The 18,079-nt window shown below is 62.7% G+C and carries 19 protein-coding genes; 11 read left to right on the forward strand and 8 right to left on the reverse strand.

Features of this window, described 5'->3' with window-relative positions; translation table 11 throughout:
- Positions 1–12: 12 nt before the first annotated feature.
- The 3 genes from yaaA to CXR43_RS01295 all read right to left on the reverse strand — a co-directional run bounded on the left by yaaA (position 13) and on the right by CXR43_RS01295 (position 3,211).
- Complete coding sequence (gene yaaA, locus CXR43_RS01285; RefSeq protein ID WP_103332237.1) at positions 13–807, reverse strand: peroxide stress protein YaaA; 795 nt, start codon at positions 805–807, stop codon at positions 13–15.
- Positions 808–869: 62 nt separating this feature from the next.
- Positions 870–2,912 (reverse strand): DNA helicase RecQ, encoded by a 2,043-nt coding sequence (gene recQ / locus CXR43_RS01290; RefSeq protein ID WP_103332238.1) that lies wholly within the window; start codon positions 2,910–2,912, stop codon positions 870–872.
- Between the two features lie 11 nt (positions 2,913–2,923).
- On the reverse strand, positions 2,924–3,211 hold the full coding sequence (locus CXR43_RS01295; RefSeq protein WP_103332239.1) for a YggT family protein: 288 nt from the start codon (positions 3,209–3,211) through the stop codon (positions 2,924–2,926).
- 168 nt (positions 3,212–3,379) lie between these two features.
- Here CXR43_RS01295 and CXR43_RS01300 point away from each other — a divergent pair, with 168 nt between their 5' ends.
- The 8 genes from CXR43_RS01300 (at position 3,380) to CXR43_RS01335 (ending at position 10,857) form a co-directional block, all read left to right on the forward strand.
- On the forward strand, positions 3,380–3,925 hold the full coding sequence (locus CXR43_RS01300) for a thioesterase family protein (protein ID WP_103332240.1): 546 nt from the start codon (positions 3,380–3,382) through the stop codon (positions 3,923–3,925).
- Positions 3,926–4,012: 87 nt separating this feature from the next.
- Positions 4,013–5,344 carry an MFS transporter gene (locus tag CXR43_RS01305; RefSeq protein WP_103332241.1) on the forward strand — a complete coding sequence of 444 codons (1,332 nt, stop codon included), beginning with the start codon at positions 4,013–4,015 and terminating at the stop codon, positions 5,342–5,344.
- Positions 5,341–6,234: a penicillin-insensitive murein endopeptidase gene (gene mepA, locus CXR43_RS01310; RefSeq protein ID WP_103332242.1), complete on the forward strand. Its 894-nt coding sequence runs from the start codon at positions 5,341–5,343 to the stop codon at positions 6,232–6,234. Before CXR43_RS01305 ends, mepA begins: the two co-directional genes overlap by 4 nt.
- Positions 6,207–7,148 carry an esterase-like activity of phytase family protein gene (locus CXR43_RS01315; RefSeq protein WP_103332243.1) on the forward strand — a complete coding sequence of 314 codons (942 nt, stop codon included), beginning with the start codon at positions 6,207–6,209 and terminating at the stop codon, positions 7,146–7,148. Before mepA ends, CXR43_RS01315 begins: the two co-directional genes overlap by 28 nt.
- Positions 7,149–7,249: 101 nt before the next feature.
- Positions 7,250–7,873, forward strand: coding sequence for a queuosine precursor transporter (locus CXR43_RS01320; RefSeq protein ID WP_103332244.1), 624 nt, complete (start codon positions 7,250–7,252; stop codon positions 7,871–7,873).
- A gap of 404 nt (positions 7,874–8,277) precedes the next feature.
- Positions 8,278–8,703 (forward strand): alternative ribosome rescue aminoacyl-tRNA hydrolase ArfB, encoded by a 426-nt coding sequence (gene arfB / locus CXR43_RS01325; RefSeq protein ID WP_103332245.1) that lies wholly within the window; start codon positions 8,278–8,280, stop codon positions 8,701–8,703.
- A complete protein-coding gene (locus CXR43_RS01330; protein ID WP_103332246.1) occupies positions 8,696–9,949 on the forward strand; it encodes an aspartate aminotransferase family protein in 1,254 nt (417 codons plus the stop codon). Before arfB ends, CXR43_RS01330 begins: the two co-directional genes overlap by 8 nt.
- Positions 9,946–10,857, forward strand: a complete 912-nt coding sequence (locus CXR43_RS01335) for a phosphotransferase enzyme family protein (RefSeq protein WP_103332247.1) — start codon at positions 9,946–9,948, stop codon at positions 10,855–10,857. The genes CXR43_RS01330 and CXR43_RS01335 overlap by 4 nt, the downstream gene beginning before the upstream one ends.
- 3 nt (positions 10,858–10,860) lie before the next feature.
- Here the strand turns inward: CXR43_RS01335 and pncB are convergent, their stop codons facing one another.
- Together pncB and pncA are read right to left on the reverse strand one after the other, a co-directional pair.
- Positions 10,861–12,153: a nicotinate phosphoribosyltransferase gene (pncB, locus tag CXR43_RS01340; RefSeq protein ID WP_103332248.1), complete on the reverse strand. Its 1,293-nt coding sequence runs from the start codon at positions 12,151–12,153 to the stop codon at positions 10,861–10,863.
- A gap of 74 nt (positions 12,154–12,227) precedes the next feature.
- A complete protein-coding gene (gene pncA / locus CXR43_RS01345; protein WP_103332249.1) occupies positions 12,228–12,836 on the reverse strand; it encodes a bifunctional nicotinamidase/pyrazinamidase in 609 nt (202 codons plus the stop codon).
- A 118-nt stretch (positions 12,837–12,954) separates the two neighbouring features.
- On the opposite strand from pncA, the gene trhO reads away from it, so the two are divergent.
- The gene (gene trhO, locus CXR43_RS01350; protein ID WP_103332250.1) at positions 12,955–13,857 is read left to right on the forward strand and encodes an oxygen-dependent tRNA uridine(34) hydroxylase TrhO; all 903 of its coding nucleotides are present in this window, start codon (positions 12,955–12,957) and stop codon (positions 13,855–13,857) included.
- 20 nt (positions 13,858–13,877) lie between these two features.
- Here the strand turns inward: trhO and mbfA are convergent, their stop codons facing one another.
- A complete protein-coding gene (mbfA, locus tag CXR43_RS01355) occupies positions 13,878–14,855 on the reverse strand; it encodes an iron exporter MbfA (protein WP_103332251.1) in 978 nt (325 codons plus the stop codon).
- 150 nt (positions 14,856–15,005) lie between these two features.
- Between mbfA and CXR43_RS17805 the strand changes: the two genes are divergently transcribed.
- The gene (locus CXR43_RS17805) at positions 15,006–15,173 is read left to right on the forward strand and encodes a hypothetical protein (RefSeq protein ID WP_168219718.1); all 168 of its coding nucleotides are present in this window, start codon (positions 15,006–15,008) and stop codon (positions 15,171–15,173) included.
- A gap of 66 nt (positions 15,174–15,239) precedes the next feature.
- The gene (locus CXR43_RS01365) at positions 15,240–15,872 is read left to right on the forward strand and encodes a TetR/AcrR family transcriptional regulator (RefSeq protein ID WP_103332750.1); all 633 of its coding nucleotides are present in this window, start codon (positions 15,240–15,242) and stop codon (positions 15,870–15,872) included.
- Here CXR43_RS01365 and CXR43_RS01370 read toward each other — a convergent pair.
- Both CXR43_RS01370 and accD read right to left on the reverse strand, forming a co-directional pair.
- A complete protein-coding gene (locus CXR43_RS01370) occupies positions 15,869–17,143 on the reverse strand; it encodes a bifunctional folylpolyglutamate synthase/dihydrofolate synthase (RefSeq protein ID WP_103332751.1) in 1,275 nt (424 codons plus the stop codon). The genes CXR43_RS01365 and CXR43_RS01370 overlap by 4 nt on opposite strands.
- A complete protein-coding gene (accD, locus tag CXR43_RS01375; protein WP_103332253.1) occupies positions 17,143–18,072 on the reverse strand; it encodes an acetyl-CoA carboxylase, carboxyltransferase subunit beta in 930 nt (309 codons plus the stop codon). The genes CXR43_RS01370 and accD overlap by 1 nt, the downstream gene beginning before the upstream one ends.
- Between the last annotated feature and the right edge of the window lie 7 nt (positions 18,073–18,079).

Genomic DNA, 18,079 nt, shown 5'->3' on the forward strand with positions numbered 1-18,079 from the left:
TTGCGCCCTGCCTCAGGCTGCCTGCTGCGCTGGGGACTCACGGCGGAACACCATCTTTCCGTCGGTGGACGTGCCGGGATCGTGGCGGTAGCCGCCGGTATTGAACCCCCGCAGATCGGCCGGGTCGGTGATCTGATTGTCACAGATATAGCGCGCCATGCTGCCGCGGGCCCGCTTGGCCCAGAAGCTGATGGTTTTTGCCTGCCCGTCGCGGTCTTCCAGAAAGACCGGCGTGATGACCGGCAGGTGCAGCGTGCTGCGGTCAACGGCGCTAAAATACTCAACCGAGGCACAGTTGATCAGGGCTTTGGCCCCAGTTTCTTGCGCAAGGGTGTTGAGCGATGCCGCGATTTGGCAACCCCAGAACGCATAGAGGTCGGCCCCCCGCGCATTTACCAGCCGGCTGCCCATTTCCAGCCGGTAGGCCTGGATGGCGTCGAACGGGCGCAACAGCCCGTAAAGGCCCGACAGGATGCGTAAATGCCCGCTCGCCCAGTCCAGCGCGGGCGCAGACAATGTGCGGGCGTCCAGGCCTTGGTAAGTATCGCCTGCAAAGCAATGCATCGCCGGAAAGATTGTGCCCGGTGCAGGGGTCGCGCTGAAGGCGGCGAACCGGTCGCGGTTCAGTCGGGCAAGCGGCTCGGAAATGTGGCTGAGCTTGCGAAGCTCATCAACCGAAAGGCCGCGCGCAATTGTGGCGAGTTCCAGCGCCTGTGCGCTGAATTCCGGATCGGTCATCTGATGCCCGTCGGGCAGGGCCTGCGGCACTTCGTTCAGTTTCTTGGCGGGAGAGATGACGGTCAACATGGCAGGCCCTTTCCTTGAACGCGCAAGATATGGTGTGGCGCTGCGGTGTAAACCCCGACGGGTCAGGCATCGCGCAGAACATCCAGAAATGCGGGTCCGAAGCGTTCGATCTTGGCCGGACCCAAATCCCCCACACGATCAAGGTCTGACAGGGTGGAGGGGCGCGCTTCGGCAATGCGGCGCAGGGTTGATGGCGACAGGCTGAGCGGTTTGCCCGTGCCATCCTCGCCGCGCAGCAGCGACAACTGCACCTCCGCCAGACGGTCGTAAATCGGGCCAGAGGCGCGACCTGCGAGGCGTTGGCGGGCAGGGTGCAGCGGCTCACTCGCGCCATTGATCACCGCAAGAAATGCCAGGCCATAGCTTTCCAGCTTTTTCGCCCCAACCCCGGTTACACCGGCCATGTCATCCAGTGTCGCGGGCTTGCGTTCGGCCATTTCAATCAGGGTGCGGTCGGGAAAGATGACATAGGCCGGCACGCCCTGCGCCTCGGCCAGCGCCCGGCGTTTGGCCTTGAGCGCTGAAAGCAGCGGCGCATCCTCATCCGAGACCAGCGTTTTGACAACGGTACGCGGGATGGCAGAGGTGATGGTGTCGCGGCGCAGCGAAATGCTCTCTTCGCCGCGCAGGATAGGACGGGCGGCATCGGTCATCCGCAGCGCCCCAAAGCGGTCACCGTCGGGGCGCACCAGATCGCGGCCCATCATCTGCCGGAACACCGCGCCCCAGGCCGGTTTTGACAGGTCACGCCCGACGGCAAAGGTGGGCAGTTGGTCGTGCCCTTTTTCGCGGACCTTGGCAGTGGCATTGCCCGTCAGAATGTCGATCAAGTGCCCCGCACCAAACCACTCTCCGGTGCGCAGAATGGCGGAGAGGGCCTTGCGCACGGATTCAGTGGCATCGAACACATCCACCGGGCGGTCACACAGATCACAATTGCCGCAGGGGTCAGAGGCCTCGCCAAAATAGCCCAGCAGCACCTGACGGCGGCAGGCCACAGCCTCGGCCAGACCAAGCAGCGCGTTCAACCGGCCGTGATCGGCGGCCTTGCGGTCGGGTGGGGCGGCCCCTTCGTCGATTTGGGTGCGGCGCAGGCGGATGTCATCGGGGCCGTAAAGCGTGAGCGTTTCGGCAGCGGCACCATCCCGCCCGGCGCGGCCGATTTCCTGGTAATAACCTTCGATCGACTTTGGCAGGTCGGCGTGGGCCACCCAGCGGATATCGGGTTTGTCGATGCCCATGCCAAAGGCGATGGTGGCGACGACGATCAGACCGTCCTCCTGCTGAAACCGGATTTCCACGCGGCGGCGCTCTTCGGCCTCCATCCCGCCGTGATAATGGCAGGCCGAATGCCCAGCCTCGCGCAGCGCCTGTGCCAGCACTTCGGTGCGGGCGCGCGACGCGGTGTAGACGATGCCGGATTGGCCCTTGCGGGCAGCGGCAAAGCGCAAGATCTGGTCGCGCGGCTTGTCCTTGACGGCAAAGGCAAGGTGGATGTTGGGGCGGTCAAACCCGCGCAGGAAGGTTTCTGGTGCCGCGCCATCAAACAGCCGGGTGACGATTTCGGCGCGGGTTTCTTCATCTGCGGTGGCGGTAAAGGCGGCAAGGGGTACGTTCAGCGCACGGCGCAATTCACCGATACGCAGGTAGTCGGGGCGGAAGTCGTGTCCCCATTGCGACACGCAATGAGCCTCGTCCACGGCGATCAGCGTCACGTTGGCCCGGCGCAACAGGCCCATGGCTCCGCCGGAGGCAAGCCGTTCGGGGGCCATGTACAGCAGCTTCAGCCTGCCCGCATCAATGGCGGCGAACACATCCTCGGTTTCCTGATCGGTGTTGCCCGAGGTCAGCGCCCCCGCCTCCACCCCCGCCGCCTTCAAAGCGCGAACCTGATCGCGCATCAACGCGATCAGCGGCGAAATGACCACAGTCACCCCGTCGCGGCACAGCGCAGGCAGTTGAAAACACAACGATTTACCACCGCCCGTCGGCATGATGGCAAGCGTGTTGCGACCCGCCAATACGGCCTGCACAATCTCTTCCTGCCCCGGTCGGAAACCGGGAAAGCCGAAGATCTGCTGCAACAGCTGGTGGGGATCGCGCATCAGGGGGTGTCTTAATAGAAGGCAGCGGCGTTGTTGATCAGGACAATACGCAGCGCATAGATTGCCAGAAGGACCACCAACGGTGCGAGGTCGAGCCCGCCAAGATTGGGCAGAACGGACCGGACGCGGGAATAGACCGGCTCCAGCAAGCGGTTGATGCCATACCAGATCTGCGACACCAATGGCTGGCGCAGGTTCAGAACCTGAAAATTGATCAGCCAGCTCATGATGATATGGGCAATGATGATCCATTGCGCGATGTCGAGGATCAAGAGCAGGATCTGCAGAAGCGAGGTCATGGTCGGGCCCCCTGAAGCCATGGATGTGGTGGTGCCGCACTCTGGCACAAGCAGTTGTGGCAGTGGTATCAACCGGCCCCCCAAAGGGCAACCGCCTTCCGCCGCGTCTGGCTTGACCTTTACGTCAGGCTTGGGCAGGGGAAAGCGGTCAAACCGAGGTGGCCGCGCATGTATCCCTATGTCCGAATGTTCAAGGAAGTCTTCAAATTCCGCAATGCCCCACAGCTGGGTCTGTTTGACACACATGTCAGCCATCACATCTGCTGGCCCTGGGATATTGATCCGTGGTTGGAGCTGAACAACGGCCGGACATTGACGCTATATGATCTGGGGCGCATTCCGTTGGGGCAGCGGATGGGCCTGCACAAGGTGCTCAAGGCGCGCGGCTGGGGGCTGGCGGTGGCGGGCAACACCACGCGGTATCGCCGCCGGGTCAAGATGTTCCACAGGCTGGAAATGCGGACCCGGATCATCGGCTGGGACGCGCGGTTTTTGTATATCGAACAGTCGATGTGGCGCGCGGGCGAATGCACCTCGCATATCCTGATCCGGTCGGCGGTGACCGGCGCGGGCGAGCGCGGCAAAGGTGGAATGGTGCCCCCGGCCGAGATGGCGCGGGCCTTTGGCCTGCCCGAGCAAAGCCCCGCCTTGCCCGATTGGGTGACCGCCTGGGTCACGGCCGATGCACTGCGGCCTTGGCCTCCGATGCAATAAGCCTTTGCATTCAGGCCGTCTTGCGCCCGTTCTCCTTTTCGGGCTTTGATCCGGGTAATCGCCCGGAAGGGCGCGTGGGGGAAGGCAATGACGGCTGCAAAGAAACGGATCTGGGGCTGGTATTTCTTTGACTGGGCCAGCCAGCCTTACAATACGCTGCTGCTGACGTTCATTTTCGGGCCTTATGTGGTGTCTGTCATCGGCGATGGCAGTGCCGCGCAGGCGATCTGGGGCTATGGGATCGGCACCGCCGGACTGATCATCGCGGTTCTGTCGCCGTTGCTGGGGGCGGTGGCAGACAAGTCTGGCGGGCGGATGTCTTTCATCTGGCTGTTTTCCGCGCTTTATGTGCTTGGGGCATGGATGCTGTGGTTTTCGGCCCCTGCAGATTTCAACGTCTGGTTCGTGATGCTGTTTTTCTGCATCGGCCTGATCGGAATGGAATTTGCCACCACCTTCACCAATGCCATGCTGCCCGATCTGTGCCCGCGCGATGATCTGGGCCGCATCTCGGGCAATGGCTGGGCCTTTGGCTATCTGGGCGGGATTGTCGCGCTGATCATCATGCTGTTGCTGCTGGCCGAGGGGACATCAGGGCGCACATTGCTGGGGATTGCGCCGATCTTCGGGCTGGACCCGGAAACGCGCGAAGGCACGCGGTCGGTCGGGCCGCTGGTGGCGCTCTGGTATGCGCTGTTCATGATCCCGTTCTTTCTGTGGGTGAAAGAGCCGCGTAAATCAGATGCGCTGCCCATTGGTCAGGCCCTGCGCGCCGTGTGGCCCGAGCTGAAACGCACCTTGGCGCGCTTGCCACATCAACGCAGCCTGTTTGCCTATCTGGCCTCATCGATGTTCTACCGCGATGCGCTCAATGGAATGTATGTCTTCGGCGGCATCTATGCTGCGGGCGTGCTGGGCTGGTCGGTAACCAATGTGGGGATCTTCGGCATCATCGCGGCTCTGACCGGGGCAATCTTTGCCTGGCTGGGCGGCAAGATGGACAGCCGGATGGGGCCGAAGCCGGTGATCGTCCTGAATGTCATTGTGCTGACGCTCGTGGCGATAGCGGTGGTGTTCGTCAGCCGGCAGAGTGTCTTTGGCATTGCGGTCGGGCCGGACAGCATCTTGCCAGATGTCGGGTTCTATGTCCTGGGCGCGCTGATTGGCGCGGGGGGAGGATCTTTGCAATCCTCCAGCCGCACGATGATGGTGCGGCAGGCCGAACCGGAGCGGATGACCGAGGCCTTCGGGCTATACGCTCTGGCCGGAAAGGCCACGTCTTTCATTGCACCCTTGTCGATCGGGGTGGTGACAGACCTGACCGGAAGCCAACAACTTGGCGTGACACCGCTGATCGTGCTGTTCCTGATCGGGTTGTTCCTGCTACTCTGGGTCAAACCGGATGGAGAGCCCGCATGATCAGAGCTTTGTTGCTGGCAGCCGCCCTCTGTTTGCCCGGTGCGGCCCAGGCACAGCAGCTGGCGAACCAGTTGTTTGGCGCGCATGCCGCGCCCAGCCAGCAAAAACCAATGCCGGTTGGGTCTTATGCCAAGGGCTGCGCCGCCGGGCTGGTAGAATTGCCGGAAAGCGGGCCCAGTTGGCAGGCCATGCGCCTGTCGCGCGGGCGTAATTTCGGCCACCCAGAGATGATCAACTTTCTGGTGAATCTGAGCCGCACGGCACAGCAGATCGGTTGGGCGGGCCTGTATATCGGCGATATCAGCCAGCCGCGTGGCGGGCCGATGACCAGCGGCCATGCCAGCCACCAGATCGGGCTGGATGCCGATATCTGGCAACTTCCGCCCGACCGGCTGAACCTGACGCGGCGCGAGCGCGAGAACATCTCGTCCATTCCAGTGCGGTCTGCGGATCAGAAATCGGTGACACGCAACTGGACGGCACGGCACCACGCGGTGATGAAGGCGGCAGCGTCCGATCCGAGGGTGGACCGGATTTTCGTGGCAGCGGCGGTCAAGATTGAAATGTGCAAAACCGCAACGCGTGCAGATACGCCGTGGTTGCAGAAGATTCGCCCGGTGGCCGGTCATGACACCCATTTTCATGTGCGGCTGAAATGCCCGCACGGGGCACGGCTGTGCGAGACCCAGACGCCGACGGTGAAAGAGCTGTCAAAGGGTGGCAATGGCTGCGATGAGACGCTGACATGGTGGGTGACCGATTACCTGAACCCGCCAAAGACCACGACGAAGAAACCTGTTGATCCCGATGTGCCCCGTAAGCGCCACCCGCGCCAGTTCACGATGAAAGATTTGCCCAAGCAATGTCAGGACGTTCTCGCCTCGCGGTGATCGCGGCGGCAGCTTTGATGGCCTTCGTGTTGCAGGGCAGTGCCAGTCCGACCATGCCGCCGGGGTTTTTGGGGGCCTTTCACTGGATGGATGCGGACCCGCAGTTCGGCGGGTTTTCGGCAATCGAGCTTTCGGCGGATGGAAACCGGTTTACCGCGCTGAACGACCAGGGGGCTTTTGTGCAGGGCCGCTTGCGCCGGGCGACTGACGGCACGATAGCCGCCGTTGAGGCGGGTCCGGTGACACGGCTGAAGTCGGTTCGGGGCGGCCCGCTGTCTGCGGAGGAAAGCGACAGTGAAGGGATGGCCATTGCGGCGGACGGGACCACCTATATCTCGTTTGAGGGAGTGGCGCGGGTTGTGCGCTACCGCAGCCTAAACGCTGCGGCCGAGCCGCTGCCAAGGCCACGGGCCTTTCAGGACCTTCCGCACAATGCGGCGCTGGAGGCACTGGCGATTGACGCGGATGGCGTGGTTTACACCCTTCCAGAAGATGTGGGGGCGTCAAGGCGCATCCGTCTGCTGATGGGGCAGCATGTCAACAAGACTGGTCCGGACTTTCCGGTCTGGCGCTTTTCAGAAGGGGTTTGGACGCAACCGTTTGATCTGCCGCGTGACGGTGTGTTCCTGCCTGTTGCCGCGGATTTCGGGCCGGATGGGCGGCTGTACCTGCTGGAGCGGTCTTTTCACGGGCTGGCCGGATTTGCCAGCCGGGTCCGCTCGTTCCAGGTGGGCCACGATGCGTTGAGTGACCAGCGGATGCATCTGCAATCTGCAACCGGCTTGCATGACAATCTGGAAGGGCTGTCGGTCTGGCGCGATGCCAGCGGCGCAATTCGGCTGACCATGATTTCGGACGATAACTTTTTGCGGCTGCAGCGGACCGAAATCGTGGAATACCGCTTGGTGGATTGAAGGCCGAATGGATTGACAGGCGGGGCGCGGTGCACTACGGCAGCGCGTCCCCAACCCATCGGGGGGCAAGTCTCCGCGACCTTGCATAAAAAACGGATCACATGATGCAAAAACTTCTGCCTGGCATTGTTGCCATGGCCGCGACTGTCGTGGCCTCTAATATTCTTGTGCAGTTTCTATTCGGCCAGTGGCTGACCTGGGGTGCATTCACCTATCCGCTGGCCTTTCTGGTGACGGACCTGACCAACCGTCTGTACGGTGCCCAAGCCGCGCGGCGGGTGGTGTTCACCGGCTTTGCCGTCGGTGTGGCCTGTTCTGTGATCGGCACGCAGATCATGGGTGAATTTGGTCCCTTGGTGACCTGGCGGATCGCGATCGGCTCTGGCGTGGCATTCCTGACCGCGCAACTGCTGGATGTCGCGGTGTTTGACCGCTTTCGCGGCGGGGTCTGGTGGCGCGCACCTTTGATCTCGACTTTGGTCGGATCATCGGTCGATACGGCGCTGTTCTTCTCGATTGCGTTTTCTACCACGCTGGCCGGGCTGGAACCTGGCAATGATGTCACTTGGGCCAATGAGGTTCTGCCGCTGCTCGGGCTGGGGCCTGCTGCCCCGTTGTGGGTGTCGCTGGCTGTCGCGGACTGGGGCGTCAAGCTGTTGCTCGCTTTGGTGGCACTTTTGCCATTCCGCATTATTGTCAGAAAATTGACCGCACCGATTGCGTAAAAGCATTTGACAGCCACAAAATCTGTGGCAGGCTCTGCATATCGGCAACCAATTGAAAGGAGGTGATCCAGTGTCTAGAGTGATATTGGAGAGACGTGTCGGGACAGTCATGGGGGGTGTTTTCTAGGGGCAACCCCTTAGTCAACCAACCTTTGATTGGGACAGGTTACCTAACTGGCCCATCTCCTTGAACTCGGAAAGGGTCGCCGCACACCGGCGATCCTTTCTCGTTTCCGGTGCCGCGCGTGACCGGCGGTTGCCAAATTGAGCGCGCAAGGCGCGCATGCCTTTATCTCGTTGGCGCTTGCGCGCCGCCTCGGACGTTGCCTCCGGCGGGGATATTTAACAACAGGAAATTGGCGGGCGGCCCTTTCGTTGGGGCGGGCCTTTGCTATGGTGCGGATATGTTGCGGATCACAGATACAGTGTCGCTGGCCGACTGGGAGTTGAGTGAAAGTTTCACCCGGTCACAAGGGCCGGGGGGGCAGAATGTCAACAAGGTCGAGACTGCGGTGGAATTGCGGTTCGAGGCCGAACGCTCGCCGCATCTGTCGGGGCCGGTCAAGGCGCGGCTGAAAAAGCTGGCCGGTCGGCGCTGGACGCTGGACGGGGCGATATTGATCCGGGCCGAAGAGACACGCAGCCAGGCCCGCAACCGCGAGCTGGCGCGCGAGCGGCTGGCCGAGCTGATCCGGGCCGCGTTGGTGGCCCCGAGACGACGGGTCGCCACCAAGCCAACATATGGCAGCACCTTGCGCCGGTTGAAGGCCAAGGCGGTGCGCGGCGATGTGAAGGCCGGGCGCGGCCGGGTGGAGGGCGAGGATGACTGAAGCGATGGAGGCCCGCCGGGCCCGGTTGATGGGTCCGAATGTGCCGACATTCTATCGAAGCCCGGTGCATATCGTGCGCGGGCAGGGGGTGTGGCTGTGGGATGCAGAGGGCAAGCGCTATCTGGATTGCTACAACAACGTGGCACATGTCGGGCATTGTCATCCGCGTGTGGTGGCGGCCATCGCACAGCAGGCGGCGGTGCTCAACACCCATACCCGCTATCACCATGATCTGGTGCTGGATTATATCGAGCGGCTTACCGCGACGCTGGGGCATGGGATTTCGCAGGCGATCATGGTCTGTACCGGGTCAGAGGCGAATGATCTTGCCTTGCGGATGGCGCAGGCGGTGACGGGCAAGACCGGGATCATCGCGACGGACGCCACCTATCACGGCAATACCGCGGCGGTGAGCCAGCTTTCCACGCGACGACCCCCGATTGGCGGCCGGGCACCGCATGTGCGGTTGGTGCCGTCACCCGAGACGCTGGCCCCTTTGGGCGGCAGCGCAGAGGCGCAGCCGGCGGCGTTTGCTGTGCATGTCGCTGCGGCGATTGGCGAGTTGGAGGCAGCGGGCTTTGGTTTTTCTGGCCTGATGCTGTGTCCGGTCTTTGCCAATGAAGGCTTGCCGGAGGTGGGGCCGGGATTTCTGGACCCGGTGGTGGAGGTCGTGCGCAAGGCCGGCGGGCTGATCCTGTGTGATGAGGTGCAGCCGGGCTTTGGCCGGGTGGGCAGCCAGTTCTGGGGGCACGACTGGCTGGGCTTTGCGCCCGATGTGGTGACGGTTGGCAAGCCGATGGCAAATGGACACCCGGTTGCGGCCTGTCTGGCGCGGCCCGAGGTGATGGCAGCGTTCCGCGACGCTTTTGGGTACTTCAACACTTTTGGCGGCAACCCGGTATCGGCGGCGGCCTGTCTTGCCACATTGCAGGTGATCGAGGAAGAGGGATTGCAGGCCAAGGGGGCTGCCACGTCGGCCTATCTGCTGGAGCGTTTGCGTTCCCTGCGCCACGGGCGGATTGCGAATGTGCGCGGCGTGGGCATGTTCTTCGGGCTGGAGTTCGGCGGTGAAAACGCAGGAGATTTTGCTGCCGATCTGGTAGAGGACATGGTGGCGCGCGGATTTTTGTTGAACCGGATCGGGCGCAACGGGGCGACGCTCAAGATCCGCCCGCCGATGGTGTTCGGGCGGGCCGAGGCCGACCTGTTGGCCGATGCATTGCAGACTGCCCTGGACGCGGTATGAGAGAGGCTGAAGAAGCGGCCGCGTTGTGGGGCGGGACGGTGGTGCGGCCGCTGCGCCTGCGTGAAAACGAGGTCTATGAACTGGCGCTGCCTGGCCATCGCGCGGCGCTGCGTCTGCACCGGCGCGGCTATCAGTCCGCAGCTGCGATCCGGTCGGAACTGTGGTGGTGTGCGGAACTGGCGCGGGCGGGGTTGCCGGTGCCTGCTGCGCTGCCCCTGCCGGATGGCGGGCATCTGGCGGTGCTGGGGTCCGGAAGGATGGCCTCGGTCGTCGCTTGGGTCGAGGGCGTGCCCTTTGGCGAGGCCGGGGTGCCGCTTGTTGGGGCTGTGGCAGATCAGGCGGCGCAGCATCATGCGCTGGGGCAGCTTCTGGCGCGTGTGCATGCGGTGACAGACCGGCTGACCTTGCCCGAGGGGTTCACCCGCCCCCGATGGGACTGCGACGGTCTGGTGGGAGAGAGACCGTTCTGGGGCCGGTTCTGGGAGCATCCGGGGCTGAGCCCGAAAGAGGCTGCGCTTCTGGCGGCGTCACGTGACTGGCTGACCGCACAGCTTTCGGATCACGGCGGTTCGACAGGGTTGATCCATGCCGATGTGCTGCGTGAAAACATCCTTGTGACCCGTGGCTCTCTTTCGCTGATCGATTTTGATGACAGTGGATTTGGCTACCGGTTGTATGACCTTGGCACCGTCCTGTCGCAGAACCTGTACGAACCTGGCTATTCCGAGATCCGGGCAGCACTGTGCGCGGGCTATGGTCTGGCAGATTGCGCGCAGGTCGATGCGTTTACTCTGGCGCGGGTGCTGGCTTCGGTCGGCTGGGCGGCTCCCCGCTTGCCGCCGGGCCATCCGGTCCATGCCAGCCACATCGCGCGGGCCGTGATGTTTGCGCGGCGCTGTCTGGGCTAGAGGTCAGACCACCACATCCATCGCAGCCTGTTCGCCGACATGGAACACCCGCTTGTAGCGCGCGATCTGATCCGCCGGGCCCATGGCCTTGTTGGGGTTGTCCGACAGTTTGACGGTGGGCCGGCCATCCGCCGCAATCGCCTTGCAAACAACGCTGAACGGGGCCAGGCCGTCATCAGGGGCAAGGCCACGGAAATCATTGGTCAACATCGTGCCCCAGCCGAACGACACTTTGACCCGGCCCGCAAACTGGGCATGCAGTTCGGCGATCTTGTTGACGTCGAGCCCGTCGGAAAAGATCACCAGCTTGTCCTGCGGGTTTTCGCCCCGGTCCTTCCACCAGCGGATTGCTGTTTCGGCACCCTTGGCCGGATCCCCCGAGTCGATGCGGATGCCGGTCCATTTTGCCAGCCATTCTGGCGCGCGGGCCAAAAAGCCTTCGGTGCCATAGGTATCGGGCAACATGATGCGCAGGTTGCCGTCATGCTCTTCATGCCAATCGGCCAGCACCTGATAGGGGGCTTGTGCCAGCTCGGCATCGGAATTTGCCAAGGCCGAATAGACCATCGGCAGTTCATGGGCATTGGTGCCGATGGCCTCAACCTCGCGTCGCATGGCGATCAGGCAATTCGATGTGCCGATGAACTTTTCCTCCATCCCCTCGATCAGGGCCTGCACCGCCCAATCCTGCCACAGGAAGGAATGGCGGCGGCGAGTCCCGAAATCGGCCAGCTTCAACCCGTCGATGCGGCGCAATGTTTCAATCTTTTCCCACAACTTGGTCATGGCGCGGGCATAGAGCACCTGCAACTCGAACCGGCCCATGGTGCGCAGCACCGCGCGCGAGCGCAGTTCCATCAACACCGCCAGAGCCGGGATTTCCCACATCATCACTTCGGGCCATTTGCCTTCGAATGTCAGTTCATACTGACCGTCGTGCTTTTCCAGATGATAGGCTGGCAGTTGCAGCCCTTCGAACCATTCCATGAAATCGGGGCGGAACATCTGACGCTTGCCGTAAAAGGTGTTGCCGCGCAGAAAGGTGCTTTCGCCGCGCGACAGGCGCAGACTGCGGATATGGTCCAGCTGTTCGCGCAACTCCCCTTCGTCGATCAGATCGGCCAGCCGGATGCTCTTTGTCCGGTTGATCAGGCTGAAGGTCACCGTGGTGTCGGGCCGGTTGCGAAACACCGACTGGCACATCAGCAACTTGTAGAAATCAGTGTCCAGCAGTGACCGGACGATCGGGTCGATCTTCCACTTGTGATTGTGGACGCGGGTGGCAATTTCGACCATCTTGCGGCTCCTGCACGGCAGTTTAGGCCGTTAAATCAACTGGGCGCTGCGCTGTCCAGTTCTGTCGGCGCTTTTCAGCCCTCCAGCCCGATCCCCTCGACCGCCAGCCGAGCCAGCATCGCGGTCAGGCTGCCGTCCAGATCAATGGCTCGGCACAGATCCAGGCGCACGGTCACCGCATAGCCCAGACGGACCGCGTCGAGCGCGGAATAGGCCACGCAAAAATCGGTGGCAAGGCCGGCCAGCACAAGCCGTGACACACCCCTGTCACGCAGATAGCCGTGCAGGCCGGTCTGTGTCTTTCGGTCATTTTCAAAGAAGGCCGAATAGCTGTCGATGGCCCGGCGATAGCCTTTGCGCAAGATCAGATCGGCGCGGTCCACCTGCAAGTCGGGATGGAAGGCCGCGCCGGTGCTGCCCTGCACGCAGTGGGTCGGCCACAACACCTGCGGGCCGTATCCCATCTGGATCTGGCTGAAAGGGTCGGCGCCGGGATGATTGGCGGCAAATGAGCTGTGGTCTTGCGGGTGCCAGTCCTGGGTCAGCACCACCGCGGAAAACTCGGCCATCAGGGCGTTGATGCCTGGCAGGATCGCGTCGCCCTCTGCCACGGCAAGCGCGCCGCCGGGACAAAAATCGTTCTGCACGTCGATCACGATCATAGCGTCACTGGATGGGTGCATCTTGGTCTCCGCTCATGGCTTGCAGTAGTGGTAGGGATCGGCACCCGCGTGTCAATTGCCGTTGCGGTTAGGGGCGCACTGGCTTGATCCTGCGCAGCGCTTGGCCTATTGCGCGGGCATGATCATCATCGCGGCCTTGTATCACTTTACCCGCTTTCCGGACCCGGCGGCCTTGCGCGCGCCCTTGGCGGGGCTATGCGCCGCGCAGGGGGTGAAGGGTTCGCTGCTGCTGGCGCAAGAGGGCATCAACGGCACGATTGCAGGCGCGCGCCACGGGATTGATGCCGTGCTGTCCCATATCCGCGCGCTGCCGGGCTGTGCCGATCTGGAGTGGAAGGAAAGCACCGCCGAAGGGATGCCCTTCGGCCGGATGAAGGTGCGGCTGAAGCGCGAGATCGTGACGATGGGCGTGCCTGATGTGGACCCGAAGGCGCGGGTCGGCCACTATGTGACGGCGGCAGAATGGAACGATCTGATCCGCCAGCCCGATGTGGCGGTGATCGACACCCGCAATGATTATGAGGTCGCCATCGGCACCTTTGCCGGCGCGGTAGACCCGGCCACCCGCAGCTTCCGCGAATTTCCCCAATGGTGGGCCGAAAATCGTGACCGCTTTCACAACAAGCGCATTGCGATGTTCTGTACCGGGGGAATCCGCTGTGAAAAATCGACCAACTACCTGATTTCGCAGGGGGTGGAAGACGTTTTTCATCTGAAGGGCGGCATCTTGAAATACCTTGAAGAGGTGCCGCAGGAAGACAGTCTGTGGCAGGGCGAATGTTACGTCTTCGATGGTCGTGTTTCGGTCGGCCATGGGCTGATCCCCGGCCGCAACGAAAGCTGCGGCGCCTGCCGCCGCCCGGTGATGCCCGAAGGCCGGGATGATCCGGCTTATGAAAAAGGCGTCTGTTGCGCGGCTTGCGTGACCGAATACACGCTCGAGGACCGCGCCCGCTTTCGGGAGCGTCAACGCCAGATGGAGCTTGCCGCGGCACGGGGTGAAACCCATCTGGGCGGCTGATCTGCGACGCCTGCCAAAGGTCATCCCCCGCCGATCAACACACCCGCCGCAAAGACCAGCGCGCCGCCCAGAACCACCTGCAGTGCCGCGCGCAGAAAAGGCGTCTCCATGAACCTGTTCTGTATCCACGCAATCGCCCAAAGCTCGACAAAGACCACGACAATGGCAACGCTGGTCGCGGTCCAGAAATCGGGAATCAGATAGGGCAGGGCATGGCCCATCCCGCCCAGCGTGGTCATCACGCCTGACGCCACCCCGCGTTTCCAGGGGCTGCCACGTCCGGACAACACGCCATCGTCATGCGCGGCCTCGGTAAATCCCATCGAGATACCAGCGCCGACGCTGGCGGCAGAGCCGACCAGAAAAGTGGTCCAGGTGTCTTGCGTGGCAAAGGCGGTGGCAAAGATCGGGGCAAGGGTGGAGACTGACCCATCCATCAGCCCGGCCAGACCCGGCTGCACCCAAGTCAGGATGAACTGGCGCTTGGCGGCACGGTTTTCCTGGTCTTCCGACTCGGGGTCAATATGGTCTGCGCTCAGCGAGGCTGCCTTGGCAGTGTGGCCCGCCTCCGCCGCCGCCAGATCGCCCAGCAGTTTGCGGGTGCCCGCATCTGTCGTGCCGGCTGCGGCGCGCAGGTAGAAGGCCTCGGCCTGCTTTTCCATCGCCTCTGCCTCAGCGCGGATGGTGTCGAGCGACAGGTTCTCCACCAGCCAGACCGGGCGGCGGGCATAGAACCCGGCGACATGTTCGCGGCGCAGCAGGGGGATCACCTCGCCAAAGCGCTGCCGGTGCAGGTCGATGAGGCGGCGGCGGTGGTCATCTTCCTCGGCCGCCATGCCGTCGAACACCATGGCGGTTGCGCCATAGCTGTCGCGCAGACGTTCGGCATAGCTGCGGTAGATGCGGGCATCATCCTCTTCCGAGGAAATGGCCAGCGCCAAAACCTCTTGTTCGGACAGATCCGAAAAGCGGCGCCGCAGGGTCAGGGAAGAGAGCATGATGAATACTTTCTGGAATCATTCTAAGATACTCGAGATGCACGCAAAGGCAACAGCCATAAATGAACCGTTTAGTTCATTTATGGCTTGAAATTGCGAACCATTAGGTTCATTTAATCTAAACCAAACAGTTCACTTATGGAGCTTCCCATGCGTTCCGTTCTTTTTGCCCTTGCCGTGTCTCTGACCGCAGCCCCTGCCTTTGCTTTTGGCGTGGCCATCGACCTGCCCAACCTGACCTGGCCGCAGGAGGATCAGAGCACCCAGTCGACCAAAGGCTGCGAGACTGCCACCCCGGCGGAGCCGGCCTGCAAGTAAGCTGACCGGATCGCCACCTTGCCGACAGGCCTGTTGCTGACCTATGGTCTGGCAAAAGGGGTGACCATGACTGAAGTCGCGGAACAGGGCGTGCGCCGGGGGCGCAAGTTTGATCAGGTGCTGGACGGCGCCCGAACGGTCTTTTTGCGCGACGGCTTTGACGGTGCCTCGGTCGATGACATCGCGCGTGAGGCCGGGGTCAGCAAGGCCACGCTTTACGCTTATTTCCCGGACAAGCAGATGCTTTTCAAGGAAATCTGCGCGCAGGAATGCCGTTTGCAGGCGGATGACGTTGAGGCAAGGATAGACCCGTCGATGACGGTAGAAGCCATGCTGACCTTGGCCGGAGAGCGGATTGCCGGGTTCATGATGTCGGAATTCGGGCAGAATGCCTTTCGCCTGATCAGCGGTGAAGGCGCGCGGTTCCCTGAACTGGCGCGTGACTTCTATCGCAACGGGCCGGGGTTGGTTCACGACAGGCTGGTGCATCACTTGCATCATCTGGTGCAGAGCGGGGCGCTGCGGATTGACGATCTGGATCTGGCGGCAGAGCAGTTCATTCAGCTGTGCAAGGCGTCGCTGGCGGAAAATCTCTTGTTCCGCATGGATCATCAGGTGAACGAAGACCGCATGCGCCGGTCGGTGCGCGGTGCGGTAGACATGTTCATGGCACGTTATGGCGTGCCGACAAAGGCTTAGCCGTTTTCCCGCAGGATGACGCCGGCCAGATAGAGCGAGCCACAGATCAGCACACGGGCCGCGGGGTTGATGGCGGTGATGGCCGACAAGGCATCAGCAACCGACGCCGCCGCTGTGGCGGGCAGGCCGGCCGATCGCGCCGCGTCACGCGTGATTTCCGCCGGTAACGTGTTCTTTTCATTCGGAATCGACACGGCGAAAAGATGCGTGGCCTGTGGTGCCAGCGGCCGCATATAGCCTGCCACATCTTTGGTGTTCAGCATGCCGCAGATCAGATAGGTCGGGCGCGTGGGCAAGCGGGCCAGCGTCGCCGCTATCGCTTGCCCGCCTGCCGGATTGTGGCCGCCGTCCAGCCAAAGCTCGACATCAGGGGCCATGTCCACCAGCGGTCCGCGGCGCAGGCGTTGCATGCGGGCGGGCCAGACGGCGCGGGTCACGGCGGCCTCGCAGGCGGCTTCGTCCCGGCCAAGCGCGCGCAGGGCGGCGATGGCACTGCCTGCGTTCTGGATCTGATGCGGGCCCGGCAGATTGGGCAACGGCAGATCCAAAAGACCGGTTTCATCTTGATAAATCAGGCGGTTGCGGTCTTCGGCCACATGCCAGTGCTGGCCATGGGCAAAGACGGGTGCCCCCATGCGCGCGGCGCGCGCCTCGATCACCGCCAAGCCCTCGGGCTCTTGCGGGCCGACGATCACCGGCACAGCGCGCTTGATGATCCCGGCCTTTTCGCCGGCAATTTCGGGCAGAGTGTCGCCAAGATATTGCTGATGGTCGATGCTGACCGGGGTGATGAGGGTCAGGCGGGGGGTGTCGATGACGTTGGTCGCATCCAGCCGCCCGCCAAGACCCACCTCAAGCAGGGTGAAATCGGCGGGGGTGCGGGCGAAGGCCAGCAGGGCGGCGGCGGTGGTGATTTCAAAAAACGTAATGGAGTCAGGGCCATTGGCCTGCACGCATTCATCCAGCAGCGCCGTCAGCGCGGGTTCGCTGATCAACTCGCCCGCCAGCCGGATGCGTTCGTGAAACCGTGCCAGATGCGGCGAAGTATAGGCGTGGACCGCGGCGCCCGACGCCTCCAGCCCGGCGCGGATCATGGCTTGGGTGCTGCCCTTGCCATTGGTTCCGGCGATGTGGATGACAGGGGGCAAGGCGCGTTCGGGGTTGCCAAGCGCGGCCAGCAGGCGGTGCATGCGGTCCAGCGTCAGGTCGATGACCTTGGGGTGCAGGGCCATCATCCGGTCAAGGATCGCGTCAGAACCGGGGGTCAAGATCAACCTGCTGTGGGGGCTGCTGGTGTGGCCACAACGGCTGGTTCCGGTGTCGGGGCGGGCAGGTCGCCTTTGACGGCAGGGGGTTGGTTGGTCAGCATCCGCAGGATGGTGATCAGCTCTTCGCGCAGAGACTTGCGATGCGTCACACGGTCCAGCATGCCGTGGTCCAGCAGATATTCGGCGCGCTGGAAGCCTTCGGGCAGCTTTTCGCGGATGGTCTGTTCGATCACCCGCGGCCCGGCAAAGCAGATCAGGGCATTGGGTTCGGAAATCTGCACATCGCCCAGCATGGCGTAAGAGGCGGTCACCCCCCCGGTTGTGGGGTGGGTCAGCACGACAACATAGGGCAGCCGCGCCTCTTTAAGCATTTGAACTGCAACGGTTGTTCGCGGCATTTGCATCAGTGACAGAATGCCCTCCTGCATGCGGGCACCACCGGCGGCGGAGAACAGGATGAGGGGGCGTTTGAGCTTTACGGCGCGCTCAGCCGCGGCAAGGATGGCGTTGCCGACATACATGCCCATGGAGCCTGCCATGAAGCTGAAATCCTGTGCCACGGCAACCACTTGGGTGCGGCCGATCTCGCCTTCGGCGACCAGCATCGCCTCTTTCTCGCCTGTCGCCTTCTGTGCGGCCTTCAGACGGTCGGGGTATTTCTTCTGATCCTTGAAATGCAGCGGGTCCACGACCGCCTCGGGCACCTTCACTTCGGTGAAAATACCCGTATCAAACAAGGACTTGAACCGATCGCGCGGGCTGATCGCCATGTGGTGGTCGCAGTTGGAACAGACGTTCAGATTCTCGGCCAATTCGCGGTGGAACAGCATGGTTCCGCATTCGGGGCACTTCGTCCACAGGTTTTCCGGCACTTCCCGACGCGAGAAGAGCGAGTTGATTTTCGGGCGGACGTAGTTCGAGATCCAGTTCATGCGGGCG

The sequence above is a fragment of the Pseudotabrizicola formosa genome (assembly GCF_002900965.1).
GTDB classification, from domain to species: Bacteria; Pseudomonadota; Alphaproteobacteria; order Rhodobacterales; family Rhodobacteraceae; genus Pseudotabrizicola; species Pseudotabrizicola formosa.

Coding starts and splice junctions, on each gene's coding strand:
- CXR43_RS01330 (WP_103332246.1), top strand. CDS start 8,696: ATGACTGAAGCGATGGAGGCCCGCCGGGCCCGGTTGATGGGTCCGAAT.
- CXR43_RS01315 (WP_103332243.1), top strand. CDS start 6,207: ATGTCAGGACGTTCTCGCCTCGCGGTGATCGCGGCGGCAGCTTTGATG.
- CXR43_RS01305 (WP_103332241.1), top strand. CDS start 4,013: ATGACGGCTGCAAAGAAACGGATCTGGGGCTGGTATTTCTTTGACTGG.
- mbfA (WP_103332251.1), bottom strand. CDS start 14,855: ATGCTCTCTTCCCTGACCCTGCGGCGCCGCTTTTCGGATCTGTCCGAA.
- accD (WP_103332253.1), bottom strand. CDS start 18,072: ATGAACTGGATCTCGAACTACGTCCGCCCGAAAATCAACTCGCTCTTC.
- recQ (WP_103332238.1), bottom strand. CDS start 2,912: ATGCGCGATCCCCACCAGCTGTTGCAGCAGATCTTCGGCTTTCCCGGT.
- pncB (WP_103332248.1), bottom strand. CDS start 12,153: ATGGTCGAAATTGCCACCCGCGTCCACAATCACAAGTGGAAGATCGAC.
- trhO (WP_103332250.1), top strand. CDS start 12,955: ATGATCATCATCGCGGCCTTGTATCACTTTACCCGCTTTCCGGACCCG.
- CXR43_RS01295 (WP_103332239.1), bottom strand. CDS start 3,211: ATGACCTCGCTTCTGCAGATCCTGCTCTTGATCCTCGACATCGCGCAA.
- CXR43_RS01300 (WP_103332240.1), top strand. CDS start 3,380: ATGTATCCCTATGTCCGAATGTTCAAGGAAGTCTTCAAATTCCGCAAT.
- yaaA (WP_103332237.1), bottom strand. CDS start 807: ATGTTGACCGTCATCTCTCCCGCCAAGAAACTGAACGAAGTGCCGCAG.
- mepA (WP_103332242.1), top strand. CDS start 5,341: ATGATCAGAGCTTTGTTGCTGGCAGCCGCCCTCTGTTTGCCCGGTGCG.
- CXR43_RS01320 (WP_103332244.1), top strand. CDS start 7,250: ATGATGCAAAAACTTCTGCCTGGCATTGTTGCCATGGCCGCGACTGTC.
- CXR43_RS01335 (WP_103332247.1), top strand. CDS start 9,946: ATGAGAGAGGCTGAAGAAGCGGCCGCGTTGTGGGGCGGGACGGTGGTG.
- pncA (WP_103332249.1), bottom strand. CDS start 12,836: ATGCACCCATCCAGTGACGCTATGATCGTGATCGACGTGCAGAACGAT.
- CXR43_RS01365 (WP_103332750.1), top strand. CDS start 15,240: ATGACTGAAGTCGCGGAACAGGGCGTGCGCCGGGGGCGCAAGTTTGAT.
- arfB (WP_103332245.1), top strand. CDS start 8,278: ATGTTGCGGATCACAGATACAGTGTCGCTGGCCGACTGGGAGTTGAGT.
- CXR43_RS17805 (WP_168219718.1), top strand. CDS start 15,006: ATGCGTTCCGTTCTTTTTGCCCTTGCCGTGTCTCTGACCGCAGCCCCT.